General features: G+C 68.9%; 26 protein-coding genes. 10 read left to right on the forward strand and 16 right to left on the reverse strand.

Annotated features, from left to right (window positions below; genetic code table 11):
* Position 1 precedes the first annotated feature (1 nt).
* From AC3A6R_RS12900 to AC3A6R_RS12915, 4 genes are all read left to right on the forward strand, one after another.
* Positions 2-220: a DUF350 domain-containing protein gene (locus AC3A6R_RS12900; RefSeq protein ID WP_487860789.1), complete on the forward strand. Its 219-nt coding sequence runs from the start codon at positions 2-4 to the stop codon at positions 218-220.
* On the forward strand, positions 217-1,770 hold the full coding sequence (locus AC3A6R_RS12905) for a polyamine aminopropyltransferase (protein WP_487864507.1): 1,554 nt from the start codon (positions 217-219) through the stop codon (positions 1,768-1,770). The genes AC3A6R_RS12900 and AC3A6R_RS12905 overlap by 4 nt, the downstream gene beginning before the upstream one ends.
* Before the next feature lie 14 nt (positions 1,771-1,784).
* Positions 1,785-3,407 (forward strand): FAD-dependent oxidoreductase, encoded by a 1,623-nt coding sequence (locus AC3A6R_RS12910; protein WP_487864508.1) that lies wholly within the window; start codon positions 1,785-1,787, stop codon positions 3,405-3,407.
* Positions 3,408-3,488: 81 nt separating this feature from the next.
* The gene (locus AC3A6R_RS12915; protein WP_487864680.1) at positions 3,489-4,841 is read left to right on the forward strand and encodes an esterase-like activity of phytase family protein; all 1,353 of its coding nucleotides are present in this window, start codon (positions 3,489-3,491) and stop codon (positions 4,839-4,841) included.
* Between the two features lie 15 nt (positions 4,842-4,856).
* Here AC3A6R_RS12915 and AC3A6R_RS12920 read toward each other — a convergent pair whose 3' ends face one another.
* From AC3A6R_RS12920 to speD, 3 genes are read right to left on the reverse strand one after another with little or no spacing between them, the layout of a single operon-like run.
* Complete coding sequence (locus AC3A6R_RS12920; RefSeq protein WP_487864509.1) at positions 4,857-6,251, reverse strand: aminopeptidase P N-terminal domain-containing protein; 1,395 nt, start codon at positions 6,249-6,251, stop codon at positions 4,857-4,859.
* Positions 6,248-6,961 carry a nucleotidyltransferase family protein gene (locus AC3A6R_RS12925; RefSeq protein WP_487864681.1) on the reverse strand — a complete coding sequence of 238 codons (714 nt, stop codon included), beginning with the start codon at positions 6,959-6,961 and terminating at the stop codon, positions 6,248-6,250. Before AC3A6R_RS12925 ends, AC3A6R_RS12920 begins: the two co-directional genes overlap by 4 nt.
* A gap of 11 nt (positions 6,962-6,972) precedes the next feature.
* Entirely contained in the window at positions 6,973-7,353 is a 381-nt protein-coding gene (gene speD, locus AC3A6R_RS12930) for an adenosylmethionine decarboxylase (RefSeq protein ID WP_487864510.1), read from the reverse strand.
* Positions 7,354-7,516: 163 nt separating this feature from the next.
* On the opposite strand from speD, the gene AC3A6R_RS12935 reads away from it, so the two are divergent.
* Both AC3A6R_RS12935 and gap read left to right on the forward strand, forming a co-directional pair.
* Positions 7,517-9,628, forward strand: coding sequence for a transketolase family protein (locus AC3A6R_RS12935; RefSeq protein ID WP_487860794.1), 2,112 nt, complete (start codon positions 7,517-7,519; stop codon positions 9,626-9,628).
* 60 nt (positions 9,629-9,688) lie between these two features.
* Positions 9,689-10,690: a type I glyceraldehyde-3-phosphate dehydrogenase gene (gene gap, locus AC3A6R_RS12940; RefSeq protein ID WP_487860795.1), complete on the forward strand. Its 1,002-nt coding sequence runs from the start codon at positions 9,689-9,691 to the stop codon at positions 10,688-10,690.
* Between the two features lie 66 nt (positions 10,691-10,756).
* Here gap and AC3A6R_RS12945 read toward each other — a convergent pair whose 3' ends face one another.
* From AC3A6R_RS12945 to AC3A6R_RS12965, 5 genes are all read right to left on the reverse strand, one after another.
* On the reverse strand, positions 10,757-11,353 hold the full coding sequence (locus AC3A6R_RS12945; RefSeq protein ID WP_487860796.1) for a hypothetical protein: 597 nt from the start codon (positions 11,351-11,353) through the stop codon (positions 10,757-10,759).
* A 19-nt stretch (positions 11,354-11,372) separates the two neighbouring features.
* A complete protein-coding gene (locus AC3A6R_RS12950; RefSeq protein WP_487860797.1) occupies positions 11,373-11,936 on the reverse strand; it encodes a hypothetical protein in 564 nt (187 codons plus the stop codon).
* A gap of 74 nt (positions 11,937-12,010) precedes the next feature.
* Entirely contained in the window at positions 12,011-12,319 is a 309-nt protein-coding gene (locus AC3A6R_RS12955; RefSeq protein WP_487860798.1) for a putative quinol monooxygenase, read from the reverse strand.
* A gap of 106 nt (positions 12,320-12,425) precedes the next feature.
* The gene (locus AC3A6R_RS12960; RefSeq protein WP_487860799.1) at positions 12,426-12,773 is read right to left on the reverse strand and encodes a protealysin inhibitor emfourin; all 348 of its coding nucleotides are present in this window, start codon (positions 12,771-12,773) and stop codon (positions 12,426-12,428) included.
* Positions 12,770-13,840: a M4 family metallopeptidase gene (locus AC3A6R_RS12965; protein ID WP_487860800.1), complete on the reverse strand. Its 1,071-nt coding sequence runs from the start codon at positions 13,838-13,840 to the stop codon at positions 12,770-12,772. Before AC3A6R_RS12965 ends, AC3A6R_RS12960 begins: the two co-directional genes overlap by 4 nt.
* 210 nt (positions 13,841-14,050) lie before the next feature.
* Between AC3A6R_RS12965 and AC3A6R_RS12970 the strand changes: the two genes are divergently transcribed.
* Positions 14,051-14,341: a YciI family protein gene (locus AC3A6R_RS12970; protein WP_487860801.1), complete on the forward strand. Its 291-nt coding sequence runs from the start codon at positions 14,051-14,053 to the stop codon at positions 14,339-14,341.
* A gap of 20 nt (positions 14,342-14,361) precedes the next feature.
* On the opposite strand, the gene AC3A6R_RS12975 is transcribed toward AC3A6R_RS12970, so the two are convergent.
* Positions 14,362-15,435, reverse strand: coding sequence for a pirin family protein (locus AC3A6R_RS12975; protein WP_487864511.1), 1,074 nt, complete (start codon positions 15,433-15,435; stop codon positions 14,362-14,364).
* 155 nt (positions 15,436-15,590) lie between these two features.
* Complete coding sequence (locus AC3A6R_RS12980) at positions 15,591-16,013, reverse strand: VOC family protein (protein WP_487860803.1); 423 nt, start codon at positions 16,011-16,013, stop codon at positions 15,591-15,593.
* Positions 16,014-16,168: 155 nt separating this feature from the next.
* Between AC3A6R_RS12980 and AC3A6R_RS12985 the strand changes: the two genes are divergently transcribed.
* On the forward strand, positions 16,169-17,719 hold the full coding sequence (locus tag AC3A6R_RS12985) for a CYTH and CHAD domain-containing protein (RefSeq protein WP_487864512.1): 1,551 nt from the start codon (positions 16,169-16,171) through the stop codon (positions 17,717-17,719).
* 22 nt (positions 17,720-17,741) lie between these two features.
* Here the strand turns inward: AC3A6R_RS12985 and AC3A6R_RS12990 are convergent, their stop codons facing one another.
* Positions 17,742-18,218 (reverse strand): FKBP-type peptidyl-prolyl cis-trans isomerase, encoded by a 477-nt coding sequence (locus AC3A6R_RS12990; RefSeq protein ID WP_487860805.1) that lies wholly within the window; start codon positions 18,216-18,218, stop codon positions 17,742-17,744.
* Between the two features lie 106 nt (positions 18,219-18,324).
* Here AC3A6R_RS12990 and AC3A6R_RS12995 point away from each other — a divergent pair, with 106 nt between their 5' ends.
* Both AC3A6R_RS12995 and AC3A6R_RS13000 read left to right on the forward strand, forming a co-directional pair.
* Complete coding sequence (locus AC3A6R_RS12995) at positions 18,325-19,530, forward strand: M20 aminoacylase family protein (protein WP_487864513.1); 1,206 nt, start codon at positions 18,325-18,327, stop codon at positions 19,528-19,530.
* Between the two features lie 46 nt (positions 19,531-19,576).
* On the forward strand, positions 19,577-20,557 hold the full coding sequence (locus tag AC3A6R_RS13000; RefSeq protein WP_487864514.1) for a tripartite tricarboxylate transporter substrate-binding protein: 981 nt from the start codon (positions 19,577-19,579) through the stop codon (positions 20,555-20,557).
* Between the two features lie 9 nt (positions 20,558-20,566).
* Here AC3A6R_RS13000 and AC3A6R_RS13005 read toward each other — a convergent pair whose 3' ends face one another.
* The 5 genes from AC3A6R_RS13005 to infA all read right to left on the reverse strand — a co-directional run bounded on the left by AC3A6R_RS13005 (position 20,567) and on the right by infA (position 24,009).
* Positions 20,567-21,451 (reverse strand): EamA family transporter, encoded by an 885-nt coding sequence (locus tag AC3A6R_RS13005; protein WP_487864515.1) that lies wholly within the window; start codon positions 21,449-21,451, stop codon positions 20,567-20,569.
* A 49-nt stretch (positions 21,452-21,500) separates the two neighbouring features.
* The gene (locus AC3A6R_RS13010; protein WP_487860809.1) at positions 21,501-21,824 is read right to left on the reverse strand and encodes a hypothetical protein; all 324 of its coding nucleotides are present in this window, start codon (positions 21,822-21,824) and stop codon (positions 21,501-21,503) included.
* Positions 21,825-21,940: 116 nt separating this feature from the next.
* The gene (locus tag AC3A6R_RS13015) at positions 21,941-22,111 is read right to left on the reverse strand and encodes a hypothetical protein (RefSeq protein WP_487860810.1); all 171 of its coding nucleotides are present in this window, start codon (positions 22,109-22,111) and stop codon (positions 21,941-21,943) included.
* A gap of 106 nt (positions 22,112-22,217) precedes the next feature.
* Positions 22,218-23,651, reverse strand: coding sequence for an ATP-dependent RNA helicase DbpA (gene dbpA / locus AC3A6R_RS13020; protein WP_487864516.1), 1,434 nt, complete (start codon positions 23,649-23,651; stop codon positions 22,218-22,220).
* 91 nt (positions 23,652-23,742) lie between these two features.
* On the reverse strand, positions 23,743-24,009 hold the full coding sequence (gene infA / locus AC3A6R_RS13025) for a translation initiation factor IF-1 (protein ID WP_487860812.1): 267 nt from the start codon (positions 24,007-24,009) through the stop codon (positions 23,743-23,745).
* Between the last annotated feature and the right edge of the window lie 92 nt (positions 24,010-24,101).

Raw genomic sequence — 24,101 nt, forward strand, 5'->3', positions numbered from 1 at the left:
CATGGGATTTGAATGGCTGAAACCGGGCGTGGTCCTCGGATCGCTCGTGTATGCGCTGATCGGCGTGCTGATCTTCTGGCTGTGCTTTCTCATCATCGACAAGCTCACGCCCTACGACCTCTGGAACGAGATCGTCGAGAAGCAGAACGTCGCGCTCGGGCTGGTGGTGGCGGCCATGAGCCTGGGCATCAGCATCATCGTGGCGGCCGCCATCCATTGACGGTCGCGCAGTCCGGCCCGAAGGGCCCGCAGCCGGTCGAGATCGCGCTGCTCGCCAGCGTCTTCGTCGTGGCCGCCTGCGGCCTCGTCTACGAGCTCACCGCGGCCGCGCTGAGCTCGTACCTGCTCGGCGACTCGGTGCTGCAGTTCAGCACCATCATCGGCACCTACCTGTTCGCGATGGGTGTGGGCTCGTGGCTGTCGCGCTACTTTGAACGCCAGCTGCCGGCGCACTTCCTGCGCATCGAGCTGCTGGTGGCGCTGATCGGCGGCGCGCTGCCCGCCGTGCTGTTCCTGGCCAACGCCTACGTGCCCGGCGCCTTCCGGCTGCTGCTGTACGGGCTCGTGATGGTGGTTGGCACGCTGGTCGGGCTCGAGATCCCGCTCGTGATGCGCATCCTCAAGCGCAACGTGGTGCTCAAGAACCTCGTGTCGCAGGTGCTGACCTTCGACTACCTCGGCGCGCTCGCCGTGTCGGTGGCCTTTCCGCTCGTGCTCGTGCCGCAGCTCGGCATGATCCGCACCGGGCTGCTGTTCGGCATCTTGAATGCGGCGGTCGCCCTGTGGGCGCTCTGGCTGTTTCGCCACGAGATGCGGCGGGTCGGCGCGCACTTCGTCGCGTGCTTGCTCTCGCTGGCCGCGCTGGTGGCGGGCTTTGCAGGCGCCGACCACATCACCACGCTGGCCGAAGACCGGTTCTACCAGGAGCCGATCGTCTTCAGCGCCAGTTCGCCCTACCAGCGCATCGTGGTCACGGGCGGGCCGCTCGGACACCGCCTGTTCCTCAACGGCAACCTGCAGTTCGCGGAGCGCGACGAGTACCGCTACCACGAGGCGCTGGTGCACCCAGCGATGGCCGCCCACGGTGCGCCGAAGAAGGTCGCGGTGCTCGGCGGCGGCGACGGCATGGCGGTGCGCGAGGTGCTCAGGTACCCGTCGGTCGAATCGGTCACGCTGGTCGAGCTCGACCCGAACATGACGAAGCTCTTCACCGGGCACGAGACGCTGGCCGCGCTCAACGGCCATGCGCTGTCGTCGCCGAAGGTGAAGGTCGTCAACACCGATGCGTTCCAGTGGCTGCAGCAGCAAGGCGGGGCGGACGACACCTATGACGTGATCGTGGTCGACTTTCCCGACCCCACCAACTTCGCGATCGGCAAGCTCTACACCGGCAGCTTCTACGCGCTGCTCGACCGGCGCCTCGCGGCGAGCGGCTACGCGGTGGTGCAGACCACGTCGCCGCTGGTGGCGCGCAAGAGCTACTGGACCGTGGCGACCACCATCGAATCGGTCGGCCTGCGCGCCGCGCCGTACCACGCGCATGTGCCGAGCTTCGGCGAGTGGGGCTTCATCATCGCGAGCCGCCGTCCTTACCGGCTGCCCGACGCGCTGCCTTTGGGCCTGCGCTTTCTCTCGCCCGCCACGCTGCCCCTGATGTTCGACTTCCCGGTCGACATGGCGCGCGTGCCGGCCGAGGTGAACCGGCTGTCCAACCAGGTCTTGGTCACCACCTACGAGCGCGAGTGGGGCAAGGTGATGGGGCACGAGTGAACAGAGGCCCTGGCATGCAGCGACGCGAATTCCTCGGCGTGGCGGCGGGCGCGGCCGGTGCCTTGGCGCTGGCCGGCTGCGAACCGGCGCCTTCGGCCATCGAGGGCGGGTTCGCGGGCAGCGATGTGGCGCGCGGCCACGCACTGCGCGACGGCACGCTGAACGGCCGGCCGGTCGCGGCCACGCGCAAGGTGCGCGTGGTGATCGCCGGCGGCGGCGTGGCGGGCCTCGCGGCGGCGCGCGCGCTGCGTCTTGCGGGCATCGAGGATTTCGCCCTGCTCGAACTCGAGGACGCAGCGGGCGGCAACGCGCGCGGCGGCATGCTCGGTGGCGTGCCCTGCCCGCTCGGCGCGCACTACCTGCCGGTGCCCGGCGACGATGCGCACGAGGTGCAGGACCTGCTCGAGGAGCTCGGCCTGCGCCGGCGCGAGGCGGGCCGCTGGGTCTACGACGAGCGCACCCTCTGCCACAGTCCGCAGGAGCGTCTGTTCTTCCAGGGCGAATGGCAGGAGGGCCTGCTGCCCGTGCAGGGCGTCGGCGCGGACACGCATGCGCAGTACCGCCGCTTCGCCCGCCGCATCGGCGAACTGCAGCGCGCCGCGCGCTTCGCCATTCCCACGCTGCGCGCAGCGCTCACGCCCGCGCTGCTCGCGCTCGACGCCCTGCCCTTCTCGCGCTGGCTCGACGGCGAAGGCTTGGGCGATGCGCACTTGCGCTGGTATCTCGACTACTGCTGCCGCGACGACTACGGCGCCGGCATCGACCATGTGTCGGCCTGGGCCGGCATCCACTACTTCGCGAGCCGGCACGGCTTCCATGCGCCCGGCGAGAGCGATGCGGATGCGTCGGAGCGCGAAGGCATCCTTACCTGGCCCGAAGGCAACGGCTGGCTCACCCAACAGCTCGCCGCGCCGCTCGGCGAGCGGCTGCGCACCGGCCAGGTGGTCGCGCGCATCGCGCAGCTGCGCGGCGGCGTCGAGGTCGATGCGTGGGACGCCGCATCGCAGTCACTGGTGCGCTGGCAGGCCGAGCGCTGCATCGTTGCACTGCCGGTGTTCATCGCCGCGCGCGTGGTCGAGAACGCGCCGCGCGTGCTCGCCGACGCCCCGGCCCACATCGGCCATGCGCCCTGGCTCGTGGCCAACGTGCACCTGCGCGCGCCGCTCGCCGACCGCCCCGGTGCACCGCCGAGCTGGGACAACGTCGTCTATGGCACGCGCGGCCTCGGTTACGTCGATGCGCGCCACCAGTCGCTCGACCCGACGCCGCGCGGCACGGTGCTGAGCTGGTACCGGCCGCTCGGCCCGAGCCGCCACGACGAGGGCGCGGATGGCCGGCGCCTGCTGCTCGAACGGCCGTGGACCGGTTGGCGCGACGAGCTGCTCGCGGAGTTGTCGGTGCCGCATCCCGACCTGGCTTTGCTCGCCACGCGCATGGAGATCGTGCGCTACGGCCATGCCATGGCCGTGCCGGTACCGGGCCTGCTCGCGCGGCTCGGCGCGGCCGACGGCGATGCCGCGCACCGCGGCCACATCACCACGGGCCGCCTCTCATTCGCGCACGCGGACTGGTCGGGCTATTCGATCTTCGAAGAAGCGTTCACGCGCGGGCACCTGGCGGGGGCGGCGGTGGCATGACGCTGCCGGCCCGTGTCACTGCGCCGTCACGGCGCGGCGGCATCGTCTCGCGTTTCGAGCGAGACCTTTCGATCCATGAAGATGCGCCTTTCCGTTCTTTCCTTCGCCGCCGCTGCCGGCGCCCTGGCCGGTGCCGCCGCCGCGCAGGCCCAGACCGCGTTTCCCGCCACGCTCGCCGGCCACGCCGTGCTGCCCGCACAGAGCTTCGTCGCCGTGCCCAAGGACGCGCCGGCCGACTTGCGGCTGAGCGGCAAGTTCACCTCGGGCAAGCGCGTGGAAGCGTCGGGCACGGTCGAGGGCCTGTCGGGCGGCCGCGGCACGGGCGTGTCGCTGCCGTTCCAGGGCCAGCCGCTGCAGGGTCACTCGGGCATCAAGAAGATGGACGATGGCTCGTTCTGGGTGCTCACCGACAACGGGGCCGGCGCCAAGGCCAATTCGCCCGACTTCATGCTCTACCTGAACCGCTACAAGGTGGATTTCGCGAGCGGCAGGTTCGATCGCCTCGACACGGTCTTCCTGCACGATCCCGACAAGAAGGTGCCGTTCCGCATCGTCCATGAAGGCACGAAGCAGCGCTACCTCACGGGCTCGGACTTCGACCCCGAGAGCTTCCAGTTCGCGGGCGGCGCGCTGTGGATCGGCGACGAGTTCGGCCCGTTCCTGATCAAGGCCGACCTGAAGGGCAAGGTGCTCGCGGTGTTCGACACCCAGGTCGGCGGCAAGGCCGTGCGCTCGCCCGACCATCCGGCCGTCACCACGCCCGGCGCGCCGGGCGGCGCGGTCGATTTTCAGGTCAGGCGCTCGAAGGGCTTCGAGGGCATGGCCGCGTCGAAGGACGGCAGCAAGCTCTATGCGCTGCTCGAAGGGCCGGTGTGGAATGCCGAAGCCAAGGACTACGAGCGCGTCGACGGCAAGGAGGCGCTGCGCGTGTTGGAGTTCGACGTGGCGAGCGAGAAATGGACCGGGCGCCACTGGCACTACGTGCTCGAGGCGAACGGCCACGCCATCGGCGACTTCAACATGATCGATGGCACCACCGGCCTGGTCATCGAGCGCGACAACGGCGAAGGTACGGCCGACAAGGCCTGTCCCGAAGGCCAGAAGCGCAGCGACTGCTTCCACGACCTCGCGAAGTTCAAGCGCGTCTACAAGATCGAGATGGGCGACGCGAACGTGGGCGCCGCGGTGCGCAAGATCGGCTACATCGACCTGCTGAACATTGCCGACCCCGCCAAGCGCGCGCGCAAGCCGCTCAACGACGGCGTGCTCAAGTTCCCGTTCTTCACCATCGAGAACGTCGACGTTCTCGATGCGACGCACATCGTGGTCGGCAACGACAACAACTTGCCGTTCTCGAGCAGCCGCGAGCCGAACAAGGCCGACGACAACGAGCTGGTGCTGCTCGAGGTGGGGGCGCTGCTGCAGGCCAAGTAGCAGCGGCACGCGCCCTCAGCCGCGCATCAGCGCCTCGATCTCGTCGGCCTTCACCGGCACCCCGCGCGTGATGAGCTCGCAGGCGGTGTCGGTGACGATCGCGTCGTCCTCGATGCGGATGCCGATGTGGTGGAACTGCTCGGGCACGCCCTCGCCCGGGCGCACATAGATGCCGGGTTCGAGCGTCAGCACCATGCCTGGGCGCAGGATGCGGCTCGGGCGGTTCTTGATGACTTCGTTCGACAGCGGGTCCTTGCGCTCGCTCACCTCGCCGACCTGCGTCGGCTCGACATAGCTGCCGCAGTCGTGCACGTCCATGCCGAGCCAGTGGCCGGTGCGGTGCATGTAGAACTGGAAGTACGCGCGCTTGTCGATCACGTCGTCGACGCTGCCGACCTTGTTGGCATCGAGCAGCCCGAGGTCGAGCATGCCTTGCGAGAGCACGCGCACGGCCGCATCGTGCGGATCGTTGAAACGGTTGCCGGCCTTGGTGGCCGCTACCGAGGCGTCCTGGCTCGCGAGCACCAGGTCGTAGAGAGCGCGCTGCGGCCCGCTGAACCTGCCATCGGCCGGGAAGGTGCGCGTGATGTCGCTCGCATAGCCGTCGAGTTCGCAGCCCGCGTCGATCAGCACCAGCTCGCCGGCGCGCACCGGTGCGGCGTCGGCGCGGTAGTGCAGCACGCAGGCATTGGCGCCCGCGGCCACGATCGAGCCATAGGCCGGGTACTGCGAACCGCCAAGCCGAAATGCGTGCAGCAGCTCGGCGTCGAGGTGGTATTCGCGCACGTCCTTGCCCTCGCGCAGCATGCGCGCCGACAGCTGCATCGCGCGCACGTGCGCGTGGGCGCTGATGTCTGCGGCGCGGCGCATGATGTCCTGCTCGTGCGCGTCCTTCACGAGCCGCATCTCGTCGAGCGGGCTGCAGAGGTCGCGCTGCGCGTCGGGGCACAGCGCGCCGAAGCGCACGCGTGCGCGCACCGACTGCAGCCAGCCGTCGATGCGGGTTTCCAGGCCCTGGTGGGTGGCGAACGGGTACCAGACGACGTCGCGGTTCTCGAGCAGCTTCGGCAGCCGGGCGTCGAGCTCGCCGACCGAGAGGGCCGCGTCCACGCCGAGCGCTTCGGGCGCGGCCTCGGGGCCGAGGCGGTAGCCGTCCCAGATTTCGCGCTCCAGGTCTTTGGGCGCGCAGAACAGCGTCGCGCGGCCGTCGCCAGCCAGCACCAGCCAGGCGTTCGGCTCGGTGAAGCCGGTCAGGTAATAGAAGTAGCTGTCGTGACGGAACAGGAAGTCGCTGTCGCGGTTGCGCTGGCGCTCGGGCGCGGTCGGCACGATGGCAATGCCGTCCTTGCCGAGCTGCGAGGCGAGGCGCGCGCGGCGCTCGGCGTAGATCTGGCGTTCTGCTGGGGTCATGTTGGCGTGTTCAGTTGAAGAAGCCGCTCCGGCGTGCCCACGTCGGTCCAGGGGCCGGTGTGGAGTTCGGCGCTCACGCATTCATTGTCCATCGCGGCGCGCAGGATCGGCGCCAGCGGGGCTTTGGCGCCTTGGGGGTTGCCCGGCGGAATGTCGCAATAGGGCGGCGCGAACAGCGCGCGGCGGTAGAGGCCGATGGTCGAGAAGGTGTATTTTTTTTCGCTCGCCTGGTTCAGCGCGAGCCCGTCGGCCGAAAGCCCGAAATCCCCGCGCGGGTTGTGCGGCGGGTTCGGCACCAGCCACAGGTGGGCGAGCTTGCCACTGGCCGCGAAGCGGTCGACCACCGCCTGCTCGAACACGAAGCCGGGCGCGAACACGTCGCCCGCCGCGACCCAGAAGATGTCGCCGAGCAGCGGCAGCGCGCGCACGATGCCGCCGGCGGTCTCGAGCGCACCGCCGAAGTCGCGGCCCTCGTCGGAGTAGGCGATCGACAGCGCGCCATGCCCTTCGAGCACGGGCCGCGGTCCGAAGCGGCGCACGATCTGCTCGCCGAGCCAGGCCGTGTTGACCACCAGATCGGTGAAGCCGCCGGCTGCCAGCGCCTCCATGGGCCACTGCATCAGCGGCTTGCCCTGCACTTCGAGCAGCGGCTTGGGGCACGCGTCGGTGAGCGGGCGCATCCGTTCGCCGCGGCCCGCCGCGAGGATCATCGCCTTGGCGCTCACGACCCGACCCGTCCGCGCTGTAGTGCATTGCGTTCGCTGCGCGCAGGCTGGAACAGTGCCACCAGGCAGTCCATCAGCGCCTGCGCCTTGGCGGAATGGTCGGCACCGAAGTTGCACACGTACACGTCGAGCGTGGCGCCGCGCAGCTCGGGCCAGGTGTGCAGGCACAGGTGCGATTCGGCCAGCAGCACCGTGGCGGTGACGCCGCCCGGCCCCTGCGGCGTGGGCGGGAAGCCGTGCACCAGCTGCCCGACCGGCTGCAGCCCGGCGGCTTCGACGGCCTTGACGCAGACGGCGCCGAGCGCCTCCTTGTCGGTCAGCCACTGCATCGCGCATTGGCAGTCGTGGAGGTCGGCGGTGAGGTGCAGCCCGTGCATGGGGGCAACTCTAGCAGTCCGCGCCACCCGCGCCGGCACGTAAACCGCGTCCGCAGGGTCCCCGGTGCCTGGTCGGGTGTTCGACCGCTGCCGGAGGCGGTCCGGGCAGGCCCGGTAAAATCGCGGGTTCTCCCCAATCCACACACCCGAAAGTCCAACGCCCATGGCAAACCAAGCCCTGATGGCCAACGCGATCCGCGCGCTGGCCATGGATGCCGTCCAACAAGCAAACTCCGGCCATCCGGGCGCACCGATGGGCATGGCCGAGATGGCCGTCGCACTCTGGGGCGAGCACCTGCGCTACAACCCCGCGAACCCGCACTGGTTCGACCGCGACCGCTTCGTGCTCTCGAACGGCCACGCCTCGATGCTGCTCTACGCGGTGCTGCACCTGTCGGGCTACGACCTGCCGATCGACGAGATCAGGAACTTCCGCCAGCTGCACAGCAAGACCGCGGGCCACCCCGAGGTCGACGTGACCCCCGGCGTCGAGACCACCACCGGCCCGCTGGGCCAGGGCATCACCAATGCCGTGGGCTTCGCGCTGGCCGAGAAGCTGCTCGCGGCCGAGTTCAACCGCAAGGACCACGCGGTCGTCGACCACCATACCTACGCCTTCCTGGGCGACGGCTGCATGATGGAAGGCATCAGCCACGAAGCCTGCGCGCTCGCCGGCGCCTGGCACCTGAACAAGCTGATTGCGCTGTACGACGACAACGGCATCAGCATCGACGGACAGGTCAAGCCCTGGTTCATCGACAACACCGAAGAGCGCTTCAAGGCCTACGGCTGGAACGTGATCGGCCCGGTCGACGGCAACGACGTCGCCGCAGTGTCGAAGGCCGTCGCCAAGGCCAAGAAGGAAGACAGCCGCCCGACGCTGATCATCTGCAAGACCACCATCGGCAAGGGCAGCCCGAACCGCGCCGGTACCGCCAAGGCGCACGGCGAGGCGCTCGGCGCCGACGAGATCAAGCTCACGCGCGAATCGCTGGGCTGGACCGCGCCGGCCTTCGAGATCCCGGCCGAGGTGTACGCCGCATGGGACCACAAGGCCGAGGGCGCCAAGGCCGAAGCCGCCTGGAACGAGCGCTTCGCCGCCTATGCCCAGGCCTACCCCGGCCTGGCCGCCGAGTTCACCCGCCGCATGAAGGGCGAGCTGCCGAAGAACTTTCATCAGGTGGCGTTCGACACCGTGGTCGCCGCCCACACCAAGGGCGAGACCGTGGCCAGCCGCAAGGCCAGCCAGCTCGCGCTCGAGGCCTTCACCGCCGCGCTGCCCGAAATGCTCGGCGGCAGCGCCGACCTCACCGGCTCGAACCTCACCAACACCCAGAGCACCGCCGCGCTGCGCTTCGACGCCAAGACCGGCGCCGTGGTCATGAGCGCGCCCGCGCAGCAGCCCAACCAGGGTGCCGAGGACGAGCCCAAGCCCGACAGCACGGCCGACAAGGCCGAGCCGCCGCACGGCGTGATCGGCCGCCACATCAACTACGGCGTGCGCGAGTTCGGCATGGCCGCCATCATGAACGGCGTGGCGCTGCACGGCGGCTTCATTCCCTATGGCGGCACCTTCCTCACGTTCAGCGACTACAGCCGCAACGCGATCCGCATGGCCGCGCTCATGAAGCGCCGCGTGGTCCACGTCTTCACGCACGATTCCATCGGCCTCGGCGAAGACGGCCCGACGCACCAGTCGATCGAGCATGCGGCATCGCTGCGGCTGATCCCGAACCTGGACGTCTGGCGCCCGGGCGACACCGCCGAGACGGCCGTGGCCTGGGCCGTGGCGCTGCAGAACCAGTCGCGCCCCACGGCGCTGCTGCTGAGCCGCCAGAACATCGCCTATGCACCCAAGGGCGACCTGGGCGACATCAGCCGCGGTGCCTACGTGCTCGCCGAGCCCGAGGCCGTCGGCCTCAAGAGCAAGAAGACTGCGGCGGTCATCATCGCCACCGGTTCCGAAGTGCAGCTCGCGCTGGCCGCGCAGAAGCTGCTTGCCGAGAAGAAGATCGCCGTGCGCGTGGTCTCGATGCCCTCGACCACCACCTTCGACCGCCAGGACCTGGCCTACAAGAAGAGCGTGCTGCCGAAGAAGCTGCCGCGCATCGCGGTCGAGATGGGCTGCACCGCCGGTTGGTGGAAGTACGGCTGCGCGGCCGTCGTCGGCATCGACAGCTACGGCGAGTCGGCACCGGCGCCCGTGCTGTTCAAGCACTTCGGCTTCACGGCGGAGAACGTCGCGGCCACCGTGGAAGCGGCGCTGCGCGACTGATCCGGCGCTTGGCCCTCTTCTCGCCCGAACACTAGTTTTTCAACCTTAGGAGCAAATCAGATGGCAATCAAACTCGGTATCAACGGCTTCGGTCGCATCGGCCGCAACGTGCTGCGCGCGGCCGTGCAGAACTTCAAGAACGACATCGAGATCGTCGCCATCAACGACCTGCTCGAGCCCGAATACCTGGCCTACATGCTCCAGTACGACTCGGTGCACGGCCGCTTCAAGGGCGAAGTCACGGTCGAAGGCAACACGCTCGTCGTCAACGGCAAGAAGATCCGCCTCACGCAGGAGCGCGATCCGGCGCAGCTGAAGTGGAACGAAGTCGGCGCCGACATCGTGCTCGAGTCGACCGGTCTCTTCCTCACGAAGGAAACCTGCCAGAAGCACCTGGACGCAGGCGCCAAGAAGGTGATCATGTCGGCCCCGTCGAAGGACGACACCCCGATGTTCGTCTACGGCGTGAACGACAAGAAGTACGCCGGCGAGGCGATCGTCAGCAACGCCAGCTGCACCACCAACTGCCTGGCACCGCTCGCCAAGGTGCTGAACGACAAGTGGGGCATCAAGCGCGGCCTGATGACCACCGTGCACGCCGCCACCGCCACGCAGAAGACCGTGGACGGCCCGAGCAACAAGGACTGGCGCGGCGGCCGCGGCATTCTCGAGAACATCATCCCCTCGAGCACCGGCGCGGCCAAGGCCGTGGGCGTGGTGATCCCCGAGCTCAACAAGAAGCTCACGGGCATGAGCTTTCGCGTGCCGACCTCCGACGTGTCGGTGGTCGATCTGACGGTCGAGCTCGAGAAGGAAGCTACCTACAAGGAAATCTGCGCCGAGATGAAGTCGCAGAGCGAAGGCGCGCTCAAGGGCGTGCTGGGCTACACCGAGGACAAGGTGGTGGCCACCGACTTCCGCGGCGACCCGCGCACCTCGATCTTCGATGCCGAAGCCGGCATCGCGCTCGACAGCACTTTCGTGAAGCTCGTGAGTTGGTATGACAACGAATGGGGCTACTCGAACAAGTGCCTGGAGATGGTGAAGGTCGTGTCGAAGTAAGGCTTCGCGGCTTCAATGAAAAACGCGTCCGAGGGCGCGTTTTCTTATGGCGAATGACGCAGCGACTCAGCGCAGCTTCTCGTTCCTGCGGATCTCGCTGCTCAGTTGCGACGTGAGTCGGGTTGCGGCGCGTCGCGCGGCGAGTCCGTAGTCGCCCTTGAATTCGCCGAATTCTGCCGTGCCGTTGCCGACCGCACGCACGCGCGCGACCTCGGCGCCACCCGCGTCGCTCACGAGGCAGTTCACTTCCGCGGTGAACGACGTTGGCGGCCAGGTGAGCCACGACGACGAACTCGAGTCGGTCTTGATCTGTGGCGTGAATACCAGCGAGATGCCGGCGGCCTCGTTCGCCTTGGCATCGCCCGCGGTGCGCAGCACCACCACGTCGCGGTAGACCGCGCGCAGCGCATCGCGGATCGACTTCTCGAGGTCGCGGTAGGGGTAATAGCTCACCCGGTCGCCGCTGCCGCCCGCGGTGGTCACCTGCTGGTCGCGCTGGGCGTCGGTCATGACGTAAGCGACTTTCTTCGGTACGAGGTGCGCCACCGATCGCGGCGGCGCCGTCTCGGTGATCATGGTGATCGGATGGGAACAGGCCCCGAGCAGCGAGGCCATGGCGCCGGCCAGCAGAAGGCGGACGGTGGCCCGAAGGAATGATGGCATGGTGCGGCTTGCTCCAGTGTCAGGGCGCGATGGCCGCGATGAACTGCGGGTCGGCATACACCTCGCGCAGCAGGGCCCGAACGAGCCTTGGATAGGCCGCCTGCCCCGCAGGCACCGCCACGATGTTGGCGTAGCTCGAATCGAAGGCGATCTCGCCCCGGTAGGTCTTGCGCAGCCGCTGCGCCGCTGCGCGCGAGACCACGATCTCCACGTCCATGCGGCCGGTGCCGTTGATCACGCCGAGGTCGAGTTCGTTGACCAGCAGGCGCGCCGCGATCCGCGTCGGCGCCTTGGGGTCGTAGACCGAGATCTCTCCCAGGTCGCGGACCAGCGCGTCTTCGAGATAGCGCGCGAAGCTGCCGCTTGGCGAAAGAAGCCTTGCACGCCGCAGCGCCAGGCTGTTGACGCTCGCGTTCGGATCGGTGGGCTGTACCCTTGCCACGGCCACCGCGCCCGGACGCGTGGCTTCGAGCCGGTCGAGCGCTTCGTAGTCGGCCGCATAGGGTGGCGCGGAAAGTTGGGCGCAGCCCGATGCCAGCAGCGCCGCGGCCAGCAGCCAGCGGCGCGTCCTGAAGATCGCCATGTCCTGATTCCCTCTTCGTGATGCCTGCTCCCGGCGCGAGGGTAGCAGGCATTGCGTCGCCTGCGAAGCCGGCTTCAGACCGGCTCGAGCACGTGGATCAGCTTGCTCGCGACCAGCTCCTTGGTCTTCTCGCCGTGCGCCTTCATGTGGGGCGCCACGCCATGCGCCTGCAGATGGGCCAGCGTTTCCCACTTTTCGATGACGACGAAGGTGTCGGGTCCGAAGCTCGCCTTCGAGGCGGGGATGCCCTGCGCGTCGATGGTGGCGCCGTATTCGATGCAGCCCGCCTCGGCCAGCACCGCCGCGCGGTTGGCGGCAAAGGCCTCGAGCAGTTGCGCGCGCTGGCCGGGCTTGGCGGTGATGACGGCGACGACGTGGATCATGAGGGAAGCTCCGTAGATGGTGAATGTCTGGAACCGCCGAATCTAAGAGATCGGCCGGCCCGGCGCCGGTCCCGTGCGTGACCCTGCTTCGCGCGCAGGCCGCGCGTCAACGGTCCGCCGCATCCTTCCACAGGTGCACCAGTGCCTCTGGCGCCTCGGCCTCGGGCACCTCGAAGCTGACCGAACTCGAGTGCATGGCACTGCTGCTGCTGCCTTGCACCAGCACTTCCACGCGGTAGAAGCGCTGGTCGCCGCCCGCAGCGCCCGGACCGCTGGCAGCACCCGCGTGCGGTGCGGCGCTTTGCAACGCCGCGTCGATCTGCTGGCGCAGTTCTTCGCTGCAGTTGCCGAGCTGATAGCTGCGCGGGCGCGAAAGGCCCGGCACATAGGCCAGGCCGCCCTCGCGCGTGAGGCGCACGATCGTGGCCTGGTCCAGGGGCGGAAGCTGAATCATGATGCGGTGACTCCCACGGTGTTCCATGCGGCGCCCACGGCCTGGTGGGCCGCGCTGCCGGCGCCGAAGCGCGTCGCGGCATTGTCCAGCGTCAGCTGGGCGAAGGCCGCAAAGTCGGCATCGCGGCGCAGCCGCCGGTCGCACACGGTGTCGTACCAGACCCGGCCCGCGCTCTCCCAGGCCATGCCCTGCAGCGCCGTGGCGGCAAGATGGAAGGCGCGGTTCGGAATGCCGGAATTGATGTGCACGCCGCCATTGTCCTGCCGCGTGGCGACGAAGTCGCGCATGTGGGCGGGCTGTGGGTCCTTGCCCAGCACCGGGTCGTCGTAGGCGGTGCCCGGCTCGGCCATCGAACGCAGCGCGCGGGCCTGCACCTTGTCGGTAAAGAGCCCGGCGCCCACGAGCCAGTCGGCCTGCTGCGCGGTCTGCTGCAGCAGGTACTGCTTGACCAGCACGCCGAAGACGTCGCAGACCGATTCGTTGAGCGCGCCCGACTGGCCCTCGTAGCGCAACGCCGACTCGTGGTCGATGACGCCGTGCGTGAGCTCGTGGCCGATGATGTCCACCGCGATGGTGAAGCGGTTCATGACCTCGCCGTCGCCGTCGCCGAACACCATCTGCCGCCCGTTCCAGAACGCGTTGTCGTAGTCGACACCGTAATGGACGCTGCCGACGAGCGGCAGGCCGGCGCCGTCGATGGAATCGCGCGCGTAGACCTCGCGGTACAGGCGGTAGGTGGCGCCGAGGTGGTCGTAGGCCTCGTCGGCCGCGACGTCGCCGGTGGCGGGTTGTCCTTCGGCGCGCACCAGCCGGCCCGGCAGGTCCATGGTGTGCCCCACATCGTGGATCGCGCGCTCGGGTGCATCGCGCCGCACGTAGCCCGGCGCCGGGCCCGACGACAGCGTGTGCGAAGCCACCGCCTCGCGCAGCCCGCGGTGCTCGCGGTCGATCATCAGCGTCTGCGCCGCCCGGGCGCTCGCATGGGGGCCGGCGCGCTCGGCAAGCCGGTCGAGCAGGTACGGCGGTATGAAGCTTGGCGCGAGGATCGGCGGCGGGCGAAGCGGCATGGGTGGGTCTCCGGTGGGCCTTGTCGGCGACGCGAATGACGGTAGCAGAAAGCGTCGACCGGGATCGCTTCAGGCCTTCGGCGGCGCGCCGTGCAGATGCCGAAAGCGAAATGACGCCTGCCACAACGTTACGACTGCAACACACACTCGCCGGGACCGCGCCTTGTCGAGGCCATAGGATGGAGGGCTGTCACACCCACCGGCCTGCCCATGTTCATCGTCAGCCTCACCTACACCCGCCCGCTCGAAGAAGTCGATGCCTTGATGGACCCGCACATGACGTGGCTCAAGAAACACTATGCGAGCGGCCTGTTCGTGGCCTCGGGCCGGCAGGTGCCGCGCACGGGCGGCGTGATCCTGGCGCGATCGGGCGACCGCGAGGCGCTCGAAGCGGTGCTCGCGCGCGACCCCTTCGTGCAGGGCGGTGTCGCGCGGATGGACGTGACCGAGTTCGTGCCGAGCATGACGGCGCTCGGCGTCGAGATGCTGAAGAGCTTCTGACGCCGCCCGGCGACTGAACCTTAGTCCCCTTGCGCGCCCGGCGCTTCCTCGCGTCCGTCCGGGTGCCGCGCGAAGCGCGCGGCATCCCGGCCGTGCACCGGCGCGGAGTCGGGCCAGGGCCAGCCGCCGAACTGCGTGCGCCGGTAGTCGGCCATGGTCTGGCTGATCTCGGCCTGCGTGTTCATCACGAAGGGCCCGTACTGCACCACAGGCTCGGCAATCGGGCGGCCCTGCAGCACGAGGAATTCGCTGTCCGCCCGATCGCCGGCGGCCAGTTCCACGGCCACGTCAGCGCGCAGCTCGACTGCCGCCGGGCCCTGCACGCGCTCGCCCGCGATGTGCGCCTCGGCACCCTTGAAGAAGTACAGCATGCGCCGGGTGCCTTCGCCCGTGGCGGCCGGCAGCGTCCAGCGCGCACTGGGCGTCATCTTCACGGTCCAGATCGCGACATCGGCATCGGCCTGTGCCGCCCATGAATCAGGCGGCGGCGCGAGCGCCTCGACCGCGTCGCGACTCTCGGATGTGCTGCCGAGCCGGCCCGCGATGACCGCGACCTCGGTGCGACCACCCTTCGCGTCGTCGGACACGAGGCGCGGGATCGCGTCGGACCAGAACATCGTGAAGTGCGGCTCGGCCATCTTGTGACGTGCCGGCAGGTTGAGCCAGATCTGGAACAGCTCGAGCGGATTGGGCGCGCCCGTGTCACGCAAGGGGAACATCTCGGCATGCACGATGCCCTTGCCTGCGGTGAGCCACTGGACATCTCCGCCTCCGAAGCGCGCCGTGGCGCCCAGCGAATCGGAATGGTCGATCAAGCCCTTGCGGACGATGGTCACCGTCTCGAAGCCGCGGTGCGGATGCGCCGGAAAGCCCGGCACCGTTTCGCCGTGGTACATGCTCCAGCCGTCGGTGCGGCTGAAGTCCTGGCCGATCTGGCGGCCGGTCAGCGGCGCATCGGGGCCCATTTGCGCATTGCCCTTCGGATAGGCATCGTCGTGGTAGACGCAGAACAGGAAGGGGTCGATCGTCGCCCAGGGAAAGCCCAAGGGCTGGATCTTCACGATGGGGCTGCGGTGGTCTTTGTCGTCGGTCATGCCGGTGTTCCTTCTTGGCAAGTGGGGCATGGCCGAATCTGCCACGCCGGTTCCTTGCATGTCGGGGCGCTCGCGGCGCGCGGTAGACCCCTTTCGCGCAACGGTGAGGAGCGCGTATGGAACGATGGGCATGGCTCGGACTCCTGCGCTTCGCTTCAGGCGCCCTGCTGTGGCATCTCGGCGTTCGGGTCCATGTACACCAATTCCCAGAGGTGGCCGTCGATGTCCTGGAAACCGTGCCCGTACATGAACCCGAGGTCCTGCGGCGGGCGCGGCAGCGTGCCGCCCGCCGCCACGGCCTTGGCCACCAACTCGTCGACCTCGGCGCGGCTCTCGCACGAGAGGCACAGCAGCACCTCGGTGCTCTTGCTGGTGTCGGTGAGGCTCTTGTCCGTGAAGGTCTTGAAGAAGTCCTCGACCAGCAGCATCGCGTGGATGCTGCCCTCCTCGATGACCATGCAGGCCGCGTTCGCGTCGGTGAACTTCGGGTTGAAGCTGTAGCCGAGCGCGCCGAAGAAGGCCTTGGACTTGTCGAGGTCCTTGACGGGAAGATTCACGAAGATCTGCTTGGTGGCCATGGAGTGTTCCTTGGATCGATGAGGTGTGGATCGGATAGGGGACGGCGTGTTGTGTACGCCGTCCACAAACGATAACAAAGAAAATGTACGGCGTCCACATCTATTTTCATGCGCGCCGATTTTCGGGTTCGATCACGGCAGGGCATCATGGCCGCATGGAAATCGAGTTCAAGTTCTGCATTCCCCCCGACCGCCTGAAGTCCGTCGAGGCCGCCCTGCGGCGCGGCACCGTGGCTCGCACACGGCTGCAGGCGCGCTACTTCGACACCGAAGACCAGCGGCTGGCCGCCGCGGGCATCGTGCTGCGCCTGCGCAAGGAAGGCCCGCGCTGGGTCCAGACCGCCAAGGCCACGGGCGACAACGCACTGCACCGCCTGGAGCACAACGTCGACCTCGGTACCGTCGGCGCGGGCCGTGCGGCGCCTGCGATCGATCCGCAGCGCCACCAGGGCACGCCGGTGGGCGACCGTCTCGCCGCGGTGCTGGCCGAGCGCGGCGCCACGCTGGTGGAGCGCCAGTCCACTGACATCGTGCGGCTGACCCGCGACGTGCGCACGACGGGCGCCGGGGCCGCGGTGGTGGAGATGGCGCTCGACGTGGGCAAGGTCGTGGCGCATGCCGGCACGCCGATGCAGCGCGAATCGCCGGTGTGCGAACTCGAGCTCGAGCTCAAGCGCGGCGACGTGCAGGGCCTGGTGACGCTGGCACAACGGTGGTCGCAGCAGCATGGCCTTTGGTTCGGCACCGTGTCCAAGGCCGAACGCGGCGCGCGCCTGCTGGCGGGGCTCGAGCGGGTCCCGGCCGTCAAGGCCGAGGCGCCGCGCTTCGCCAGCGACGCCGCCAAGGGGATCGGCGGCCGCGCGATCCAGCAGGCCGTGGTGGCGTCCTGCGTGGCCCAGATGCTGCCCAATGCCAGCGAGCTCGCGGCCGGCAGCGGCGACGAGGAGCAGGTGCATCAGCTGCGCATCGGCATCCGCCGCTTGCGCACCGCATTGCGTGAACTGGCGGAACTCGATGCGGATAGCGCAGGGTTCGATGCCGCCGCCTGGGAACCGCCGCTCGTGGGTGCCTTCCGTGCGCTCGGCACCGTGCGCGATCGCGAGCAGGTGGCGCAGCTGGCCGAGGCGCAATGGCGCGATCTGCCGACCGAAGCGCAACCGCCGGCGCTTGCGGCCCCGGGGGGCGGCGAAGGCAGCGCCGACGAGGCGAACTCGCCCGGCGACGTGGTGCGCGCACCGGCCTTCCAGTCGGTGCTGGTCTCGCTGATCGGCTTCACCGCGGCGGCGCCCGATGGCGCCGGCCTGTCCGCGGGCGATGCCCGGCGTTTTTTGCGCCAGCGGCTGCGGCGCCTGCACCGGCAGGCGGTGCGTGACGGCCGGCGCTTCGAATCCCTGCCCACCGAGGCGCAGCACCGCGTGCGCAAGCGGCTCAAGCGCCTGCGCTACCTGGCCGAGTTCGTGGCGCCGCTGTTCGAGGCGGGCAAGGCCGGGCGCTACCTCGAGCGCCTGCGCCCCGCACAGGACGCACTCGGGGCGTACAACGATGAAGCGGTGGCGCTCGCGCTCTACCGGGAGGTCGCCGACAGCGACCCGCGGGCCTGGTTCGCGGTCGGCTGGTTCAGCGCCCGCCGCGCCGCGGGGGCCAAGGCCTGCCGCAAGGCGCTCGACCGGATCGCGGATGCGCCCCGGTTCTGGAAGCGGCGGTAGTTAGCAGCCGCCGGCGACGGGCTCAGTGGTGGTGCCCGTGTGCTCCATGCACATGCCGGTGCTCGATTTCCACCGGCAGCGCCTCGCGCACATCCGTCACGGTCAGGCTGAACTTCAGCGCCTTGCCGGCCCAGGGGTGGTTGCCGTCGAGCAGCACGACGGGGCCTTTGATCTTCGTCACGGTGAACACATGCTCGCGGCCGTCGTCGAGCCGGCCCTGCAGCTGGCCGCCCACCTTCACGCCGGGCGGAAAGTCGGTCTTGGGAATGGTGCGCACCAGCGATTCCTCGCGCTGGCCGAACGCGTCCTCGGGCGCGAGGTTCAGCGTGGCCTGGAAGCCCTTTTCCTTGCCTTCGAGGGCTTCCTCGATCTTGGGCAGCGTGTTCTCGTAGCCGCCGTGCAGGTAGGCCATGGGCTCGGGGTTCGCCTCGATGAGCTTGCCCTGGGCATCGGCCACCTTGTACTTGAGCGTGACGACGGTGTCTTTTGCGATTTTCATGGCGTGCATTTTCAGTGCAAACGAGAAGGTCGTGCAGCGTGCGTCCGGCGGGCGGCTGCGCCAGAATCGCTCGCACCGCACCTCTTTCGCCGCCCGCCTCCCCGCCATGAACATCGTCGACGCCTTCCTTGCCAGCGCCGCCCGCTTCGTCGAGATCCGGCGCGACATCCACGCCCATCCCGAACTCGGCTTCGAGGAACACCGCACCGCCGAAAAGGTGGCCGGGCTGCTCGCCGAATGGGGCATCGAGGTGCACCGCGGCATCGCGGGCACCGGGCTGGTGGGCGTGCTGCGCAAGGGCACCAGCGTGCGCACGATCGGGCTGCGCGCCGACATGGACGCGCTGCCGCTCGAGGAAGCCAACGCCTTCGCCCACCGGTCCACGCACGCCGGGCGCATGCACGCCTGCGGACACGACGGCCACACGACGATGCTGCTGGCCGCGGCCTGGCATCTGTCGCAACAGGGGCCGGATGATTTCGACGGCACGGTGCATTTCATCTTCCAGCCGGCCGAGGAGATGGGCAAGGCGGGCGCGAAGAAGATGATCGACGAGGGCCTGTTCGAGCGCTTCCCCTGCGACGCGGTGTTCGCGCTGCACAACTTTCCCGTCGGCGAGGTGGGCCGCTTCGCGCTCAACGAGGGCGCGCTGATGGCATCGAGCAACACCTACAAGGTCACGATGCAGGGCCGCGGCACGCATGCGTCGATGCCGCACACCGGCATCGATCCGGTGGCGGCGGTGGTCACGCTCGCGCAGCAGCTGCAGACCATCGTCGCGCGCACCATTCCGAGCACCGAACGTGCCCTGCTCGCGGTCACGCAGCTGCAGGGCTCCGATGCGCCGAACGTGATTCCCGACCTGGCTTCCGTCGGCGGCACCATCCGCACCTTCTCGGTCGAGGCGATCGACCGGATCGAGGCGCGCCTGCGCGAGGTCGCCGCGGGCGTGGCCGCGGCGCACGGCTGCACGGCCGACGTGTTCTTCAAGCGCTCGTCGCCGCCCGTCGTCAACCATGCGGCCGAGGCGCGTTTCGCGGCCGGCGTGATGCGCGAGGTGGTGGGCGACGACATGGTCACCGACGACTTCCCCGCCGTGATGGGCGCCGAGGACTTCGCGCACATGCTGCTGGCGCGGCCCGGCTGCTATGCCTTCCTGGGCAACGGCGACGGCGATCACCGGCTCGAGGGCCACGGGCCCGGGCCTTGCATCATCCACAACACCTCGTTCGATTTCAACGACGAGATCATCCCGATCGGTGCCAGCTACTTCGTGAAGCTGGTGCAGCGCTGGCTGCCGTCGGGCACCTGAAGAAGTTTTCCCTTCCCTTCCTGTTGATGATGAAAGCGGCCCCTCGATGAACTCCACGACTTCCCTCACCCGACGTTCTCTCGTGGCTGCCGCGGCAGCCGCTCTGGCCGTGGGCGGCGCCGGCCTCGCCCATGCGCAGCAGCGCGTGATCCACATCGTCGTGCCTTTCGGCACCGGCGCGGTGCAGGACACGGTGGCACGTGCCTTCAACAGCGAACTGGGCGCGGCGCTCAATGCCAGCGCCGTGGTCGAGAACCGCGCGGGTGCGGGCGGCACCGTGGGCGCGGCCGTGGTGGCCAAGGCAGCGCCGGACGGCAACACGCTCGTCCTCGCGGCCGCAAGCCACCACATCGCGGGCTTCCTCTACAACAAGCTGCCGTACGACCCGCTGAAGGACTTCGCCGGCGTGGCCTACATCGGCAACGCGGGCTATGTGCTGGCGGTGACGAGCGGGCTCAACGTGTCGAACACGGCCGACTTCATCAAGGAGGTCAAGGCCAACCCGGGCAAGTACAACTACGCGTCGGCGGGCAACGGCAGCGCCACGCACCTTGCGATGGCCTCGTTCCTCGCGAAAGCGGGTCTGCAGATGACGCACATCCCGACCAAGTCGACCGGCGAAGCGGTCAACGAGGTGCTCGCGGGCCGGGTGCAGGCGGTCATCTCCTCGAGCATCGGCGTTATGGGCTTCCAGGCCGATCAGCGCATGAAGCTGCTCGCCTCCACCGGCCAGGCGCGCAGCCCCTTCCTGCCGCAGCTGCCGACCGTGGCCGAGAGCGGCCTGCCCGGCTACGCCTTCGATTCGTGGATCGGCCTGCTCGCGCCAGCCGGCACGCCCAAGACCGAGGTCGAGCGTCTCAACGCGGCCGCCAACAAGGTGCTGGCCGAGCCCGCGATCCAGGAGCGCTTCAAGCGCCTGGGTGTGGAGCCGCGCACGCGGACGGCCGAAGCGTTCCAGAAGCTGCTGCGCGCGGACTGGGACGCCATGGGCGCTGTGGTGAAGGCCTCGGGCGCGAAGGTCGATTGACGACCCGGCTCAGCGCGCGGCGGGCACCGCCAGCGGCGGCAGTACGCCGCGCTGGGCATGCTGGCTGAGCCAGATGCTCGCGATCACCACCAGGATGCCCACGACCTGCAGCACCGACAAGGTCTGCCCGAGCAGCGCCCAGCCGAGGATCACGGCCGTCACGGGGCTCAGGAAGGTCAGCGGCGCGACGGCCGCCGATTCGAGCCGGGCCACGCCGCGGAACCAGATGATGTAGGTCACGGCGGCGCCGATCAGGCCGAGCCAGGCGAAGCCGAGCCAGTTCGTGGCCGTGAGCACGGGCAGCGGCGGCTCGAGCCAGAGCGCGAATGGCAGCAGCAGCAGACCGCCCGCGGTCAGTTGCCAGGCCGTGAAGGCCAGCGCCGAAACCGGTGGCTGCCAGCGGCGGCTCAGCACCGTGCCGAAAGCCATCGACACCGCGGCAGCGAAGGCCGCGGCAATGCCGATCGCATCGAGCCGGGCATTCGGCGTGAGCACCAGCAATGCCACGCCACCGATGCCGACCACGGCTGCGGCCACCGACAGCGCGCGCACGGTCGCGCCGAGGAAGAAGCGCGCGAGGAACACCACGAACAGCGGCTGCACGGAGGTGATCGTCGCCGCCACGCCGCCCGGCAGGCGGTAGGCGGCAAGGAACAGCATCGCCCAGAGGATCGAGAAGTTCAGCGCGCCCAGCACCGCAATGCGGCCCCACCAGGCGCGCTCGGGCAGCTGGCGCACGATCAAAAGCAACAGCAGCCCCGCCGGCAGCGCCCGCAGCAGCGCGACCGTGAGCGGATAGTTCGCGGGCAGCATCTCGGTGGTCACCACATAGGTGCTGCCCCAGATGGCGGGTGCGGTCGCGGTGAGCAGGACGTCGGTGGTGCGGCGGGTCATCGGCTCGACTGTAGCCAGATGTCGAAGACCGGGCGCCGGTCCGGCCTGCTCAGCTGTCGGGCGCGGCGGTCGGCGCGGGTGCCGGCCAGCCGAGCAGCTCGGCCAGGCGCTGCACGGTCCACTCGGCCTCGGCAGGCGAGACGCCGGCCTCGGGCGTCGAAAGCCCCGCATGGATGCGCCGCAGGATCTCGCTCTCGACCGGCACCTCGGTGTGGTGCTGGATCTGCGCGTGCGCTACCAGGTGGCTGGCGAGGTCCTCGCAGACTTCGTAGCGCTCGCGCACCACCCCGATCGGCGCCAGCAGCCGTTGCCGTGCATCGCTGTAGACCGCGAAGAACGAAGGCGGAATGAAGATCTGGTTGTCGTCGGACATCGAAGGCCTGGCAATGCAGTCGCTGCTGCGGTGGCTTGCAATGACAAAACGCGCCCGCGGGCGCGTTCGTCGTTCGTGGCCGGCTGCAGTTGCTGCGAGCCGGCCGCGCAAGCGGGTCAGCCGCCCTTCTTGGCGCGCTTGCCGGGGTTCTTCTTGCTGCGCGTGGCGGTGCCGCGTTCGAGGCTGACCTTCTGGCCGCCACCGGTCCTGGGCAGGGCGTAGCCGGCCAGTGGCGTCGGCTTCGGGCTGGCAATGCGGTCGGCTTCGGTGCGAATTTTCTTGGGCATGGAAAAGCTCGGATAAAAAAGTGGATGTTCGAGGCGCAATTAGGCCACAGCGGGGATTTTGCCTGCCAGAAGCCGAAGCAGCGGCTGTGACAGGGCTTGTTTCTCTCTAGAGTTCGAGCAGGCGCACCTTCACGCTCTTGCCTTTCACGCGCCCGCCCGAGAGCTTGCGCGCCGCCTCGGCCGCGATCTCGCGTGCCACGGCCACATAGGTCGAGAACTCGTTGACGTTGATCTTGCCGATCTGCTCTTTCGCATAGCCGCAGTCGCCGGTGAGCGCGCCCAGCACGTCGCCGGCGCGGATCTTTTCCTTGCGGCCGCCGACGATCTGCAGCGTGGCCATCGGCGGCGAAAGCGGCGCACCCTGGCCCGGCGTGAGCTCGGCCAACGGATGCCATTCGGATTCGCGGCCTTGCAGCTGCTCGATCTTGCCGACGCTGCCCATCTCGTTCATGCTCGCCAGGTTCAGCGCGAGGCCTTCGGCGCCGCCCTGCTGGCCGACGCGGCCGGTGCGGCCGATGCGGTGGATGTGGATCTCGGCATCGGGCGTCACGTCGACGTTGATCACGGCCTCGAGCTGCGCGATGTCGAGCCCGCGCGCGGCGACGTCGGTGGCCACCAGCACCGAGCAGCTGCGGTTGGCGAACTGCACCAGCACCTGGTCGCGCTCGCGCTGCTCGAGTTCGCCGAACAGCGCCAGCGCGCTGAAGCCTTGGGCCTGCAGCACCTGCACGAGGTCGCGGCACTGCTGCTTGGTGTTGCAGAACGCCAGCGTGCTGGCCGGGCGGAAATGATCGAGCAGCAGGCCGACGGCATGCAGCCGTTCGCTGTCCTTCACCTGGTACCAGCGCTGGCGGATCTTGCTGCCCTCATGCTGGGCCTGCACCGTGATCTGCTGCGGGCTCTTCATGAACTGCTGCGCGAGCTTGGCGATGCCTTCGGGATATGTCGCCGAGAACAGCAGCGTCTGCCGTTCCTTCGGGCACTGGCGCGCGACCTTGACGATGTCCTCGAAGAAGCCCATGTCGAGCATGCGGTCGGCTTCGTCGAGCACCAGGGTGTTGAGCCCGGCGAGGTCGAGGTTGCCGCGCTCGAGGTGGTCCATGATCCGGCCCGGCGTGCCCACGACGATGTGCGCGCCGTGTTCCAGGCTCGCGATCTGCCCGCGCAGCGCCACGCCACCGCAGAGCGTGACGACCTTGATGTTCTCTTCGGCGCGCGCAAGACGGCGGATCTCGGTCGTGACCTGGTCGGCCAGCTCACGCGTCGGGCACAGCACCATCGCCTGCACCGCGAAGCGGCGCGCGTTGAGGTTGGCGAGCAGCGCCAGCGCGAAGGCCGCGGTCTTGCCGCTGCCGGTCTTGGCCTGCGCGATCAGGTCCTGGCCGAGCAGCGCCGGCGGCAGGCTGGCCGCCTGGATCGGCGTCATCTGCAGATAGCCGAGCTGCATGAGGTTGGCCAGCATCTGCGGTGAGAGCGGCAGCGTGGCGAAGCCGGTCTTGTCGGCCAGGGGGCCGCTGGCTGGGGAATCGTGGGGGGTCATCGTGCGGCAGCCGAATGGGTTCGCAAAAAAGCAAAAGGCCTTGCCGCGCGCCCGAGGCCGGGCGCCGCAAGGCCCAATGGCTCGTCGCGGATCAGCGGCGAGGGCCGTTGTTGCCGGAGGTCGGCGGGGGGCCGCGGCGCTCCAGGTGACGGAAGGTGATGCGGCCCTTGGTCAGGTCGTAGGGCGAGAGTTCGAGCGAGACCTTGTCGCCCGCCAGGATGCGGATGTGGTGCTTGCGCATCTTGCCGCCGCTGTAGGCGATCAGCTGGTGGCCGTTGTCGAGCGTGACACGGTAGCGCGAGTCGGGCAGGACTTCGGTCACTGCGCCGTTCATTTCGATGAGTTCTTCCTTGGGCATTGTGCGATTACCTCTGAGTCGTCCGATAAGTGTGTGTTGGAGATGGAATCTGGCGTCTTTGTTTCAGCCGGAGCCCGGCAGCGCGAACGCGC

This window comes from Variovorax sp. Soil_C_19, assembly GCF_057657255.1.

What these genes read in the sequence shown, in the direction of transcription:
- AC3A6R_RS12980 (WP_487860803.1), bottom strand. Translation starts at nt 16,013, where the DNA reads ATGGCCACCAAGCAGATCTTCGTGAATCTTCCCGTCAAGGACCTCGAC.
- dbpA (WP_487864516.1), bottom strand. Translation starts at nt 23,651, where the DNA reads ATGACCCCCCACGATTCCCCAGCCAGCGGCCCCCTGGCCGACAAGACC.
- AC3A6R_RS12935 (WP_487860794.1), top strand. Translation starts at nt 7,517, where the DNA reads ATGGCAAACCAAGCCCTGATGGCCAACGCGATCCGCGCGCTGGCCATG.
- AC3A6R_RS12990 (WP_487860805.1), bottom strand. Translation starts at nt 18,218, where the DNA reads ATGAAAATCGCAAAAGACACCGTCGTCACGCTCAAGTACAAGGTGGCC.
- AC3A6R_RS12910 (WP_487864508.1), top strand. Translation starts at nt 1,785, where the DNA reads ATGCAGCGACGCGAATTCCTCGGCGTGGCGGCGGGCGCGGCCGGTGCC.
- AC3A6R_RS12965 (WP_487860800.1), bottom strand. Translation starts at nt 13,840, where the DNA reads ATGCCGCTTCGCCCGCCGCCGATCCTCGCGCCAAGCTTCATACCGCCG.
- AC3A6R_RS13000 (WP_487864514.1), top strand. Translation starts at nt 19,577, where the DNA reads ATGAACTCCACGACTTCCCTCACCCGACGTTCTCTCGTGGCTGCCGCG.
- speD (WP_487864510.1), bottom strand. Translation starts at nt 7,353, where the DNA reads ATGCACGGGCTGCACCTCACCGCCGACCTCCACGACTGCCAATGCGCG.
- AC3A6R_RS12960 (WP_487860799.1), bottom strand. Translation starts at nt 12,773, where the DNA reads ATGATTCAGCTTCCGCCCCTGGACCAGGCCACGATCGTGCGCCTCACG.
- AC3A6R_RS12925 (WP_487864681.1), bottom strand. Translation starts at nt 6,961, where the DNA reads ATGATCCTCGCGGCGGGCCGCGGCGAACGGATGCGCCCGCTCACCGAC.
- AC3A6R_RS12975 (WP_487864511.1), bottom strand. Translation starts at nt 15,435, where the DNA reads ATGACCGACGACAAAGACCACCGCAGCCCCATCGTGAAGATCCAGCCC.
- AC3A6R_RS12900 (WP_487860789.1), top strand. Translation starts at nt 2, where the DNA reads ATGGGATTTGAATGGCTGAAACCGGGCGTGGTCCTCGGATCGCTCGTG.
- AC3A6R_RS13015 (WP_487860810.1), bottom strand. Translation starts at nt 22,111, where the DNA reads ATGCCCAAGAAAATTCGCACCGAAGCCGACCGCATTGCCAGCCCGAAG.
- AC3A6R_RS12920 (WP_487864509.1), bottom strand. Translation starts at nt 6,251, where the DNA reads ATGACCCCAGCAGAACGCCAGATCTACGCCGAGCGCCGCGCGCGCCTC.
- AC3A6R_RS13010 (WP_487860809.1), bottom strand. Translation starts at nt 21,824, where the DNA reads ATGTCCGACGACAACCAGATCTTCATTCCGCCTTCGTTCTTCGCGGTC.
- AC3A6R_RS12995 (WP_487864513.1), top strand. Translation starts at nt 18,325, where the DNA reads ATGAACATCGTCGACGCCTTCCTTGCCAGCGCCGCCCGCTTCGTCGAG.
- AC3A6R_RS12945 (WP_487860796.1), bottom strand. Translation starts at nt 11,353, where the DNA reads ATGCCATCATTCCTTCGGGCCACCGTCCGCCTTCTGCTGGCCGGCGCC.
- AC3A6R_RS12950 (WP_487860797.1), bottom strand. Translation starts at nt 11,936, where the DNA reads ATGGCGATCTTCAGGACGCGCCGCTGGCTGCTGGCCGCGGCGCTGCTG.
- AC3A6R_RS13005 (WP_487864515.1), bottom strand. Translation starts at nt 21,451, where the DNA reads ATGACCCGCCGCACCACCGACGTCCTGCTCACCGCGACCGCACCCGCC.
- infA (WP_487860812.1), bottom strand. Translation starts at nt 24,009, where the DNA reads ATGCCCAAGGAAGAACTCATCGAAATGAACGGCGCAGTGACCGAAGTC.
- AC3A6R_RS12970 (WP_487860801.1), top strand. Translation starts at nt 14,051, where the DNA reads ATGTTCATCGTCAGCCTCACCTACACCCGCCCGCTCGAAGAAGTCGAT.
- gap (WP_487860795.1), top strand. Translation starts at nt 9,689, where the DNA reads ATGGCAATCAAACTCGGTATCAACGGCTTCGGTCGCATCGGCCGCAAC.
- AC3A6R_RS12955 (WP_487860798.1), bottom strand. Translation starts at nt 12,319, where the DNA reads ATGATCCACGTCGTCGCCGTCATCACCGCCAAGCCCGGCCAGCGCGCG.
- AC3A6R_RS12915 (WP_487864680.1), top strand. Translation starts at nt 3,489, where the DNA reads ATGCGCCTTTCCGTTCTTTCCTTCGCCGCCGCTGCCGGCGCCCTGGCC.
- AC3A6R_RS12985 (WP_487864512.1), top strand. Translation starts at nt 16,169, where the DNA reads ATGGAAATCGAGTTCAAGTTCTGCATTCCCCCCGACCGCCTGAAGTCC.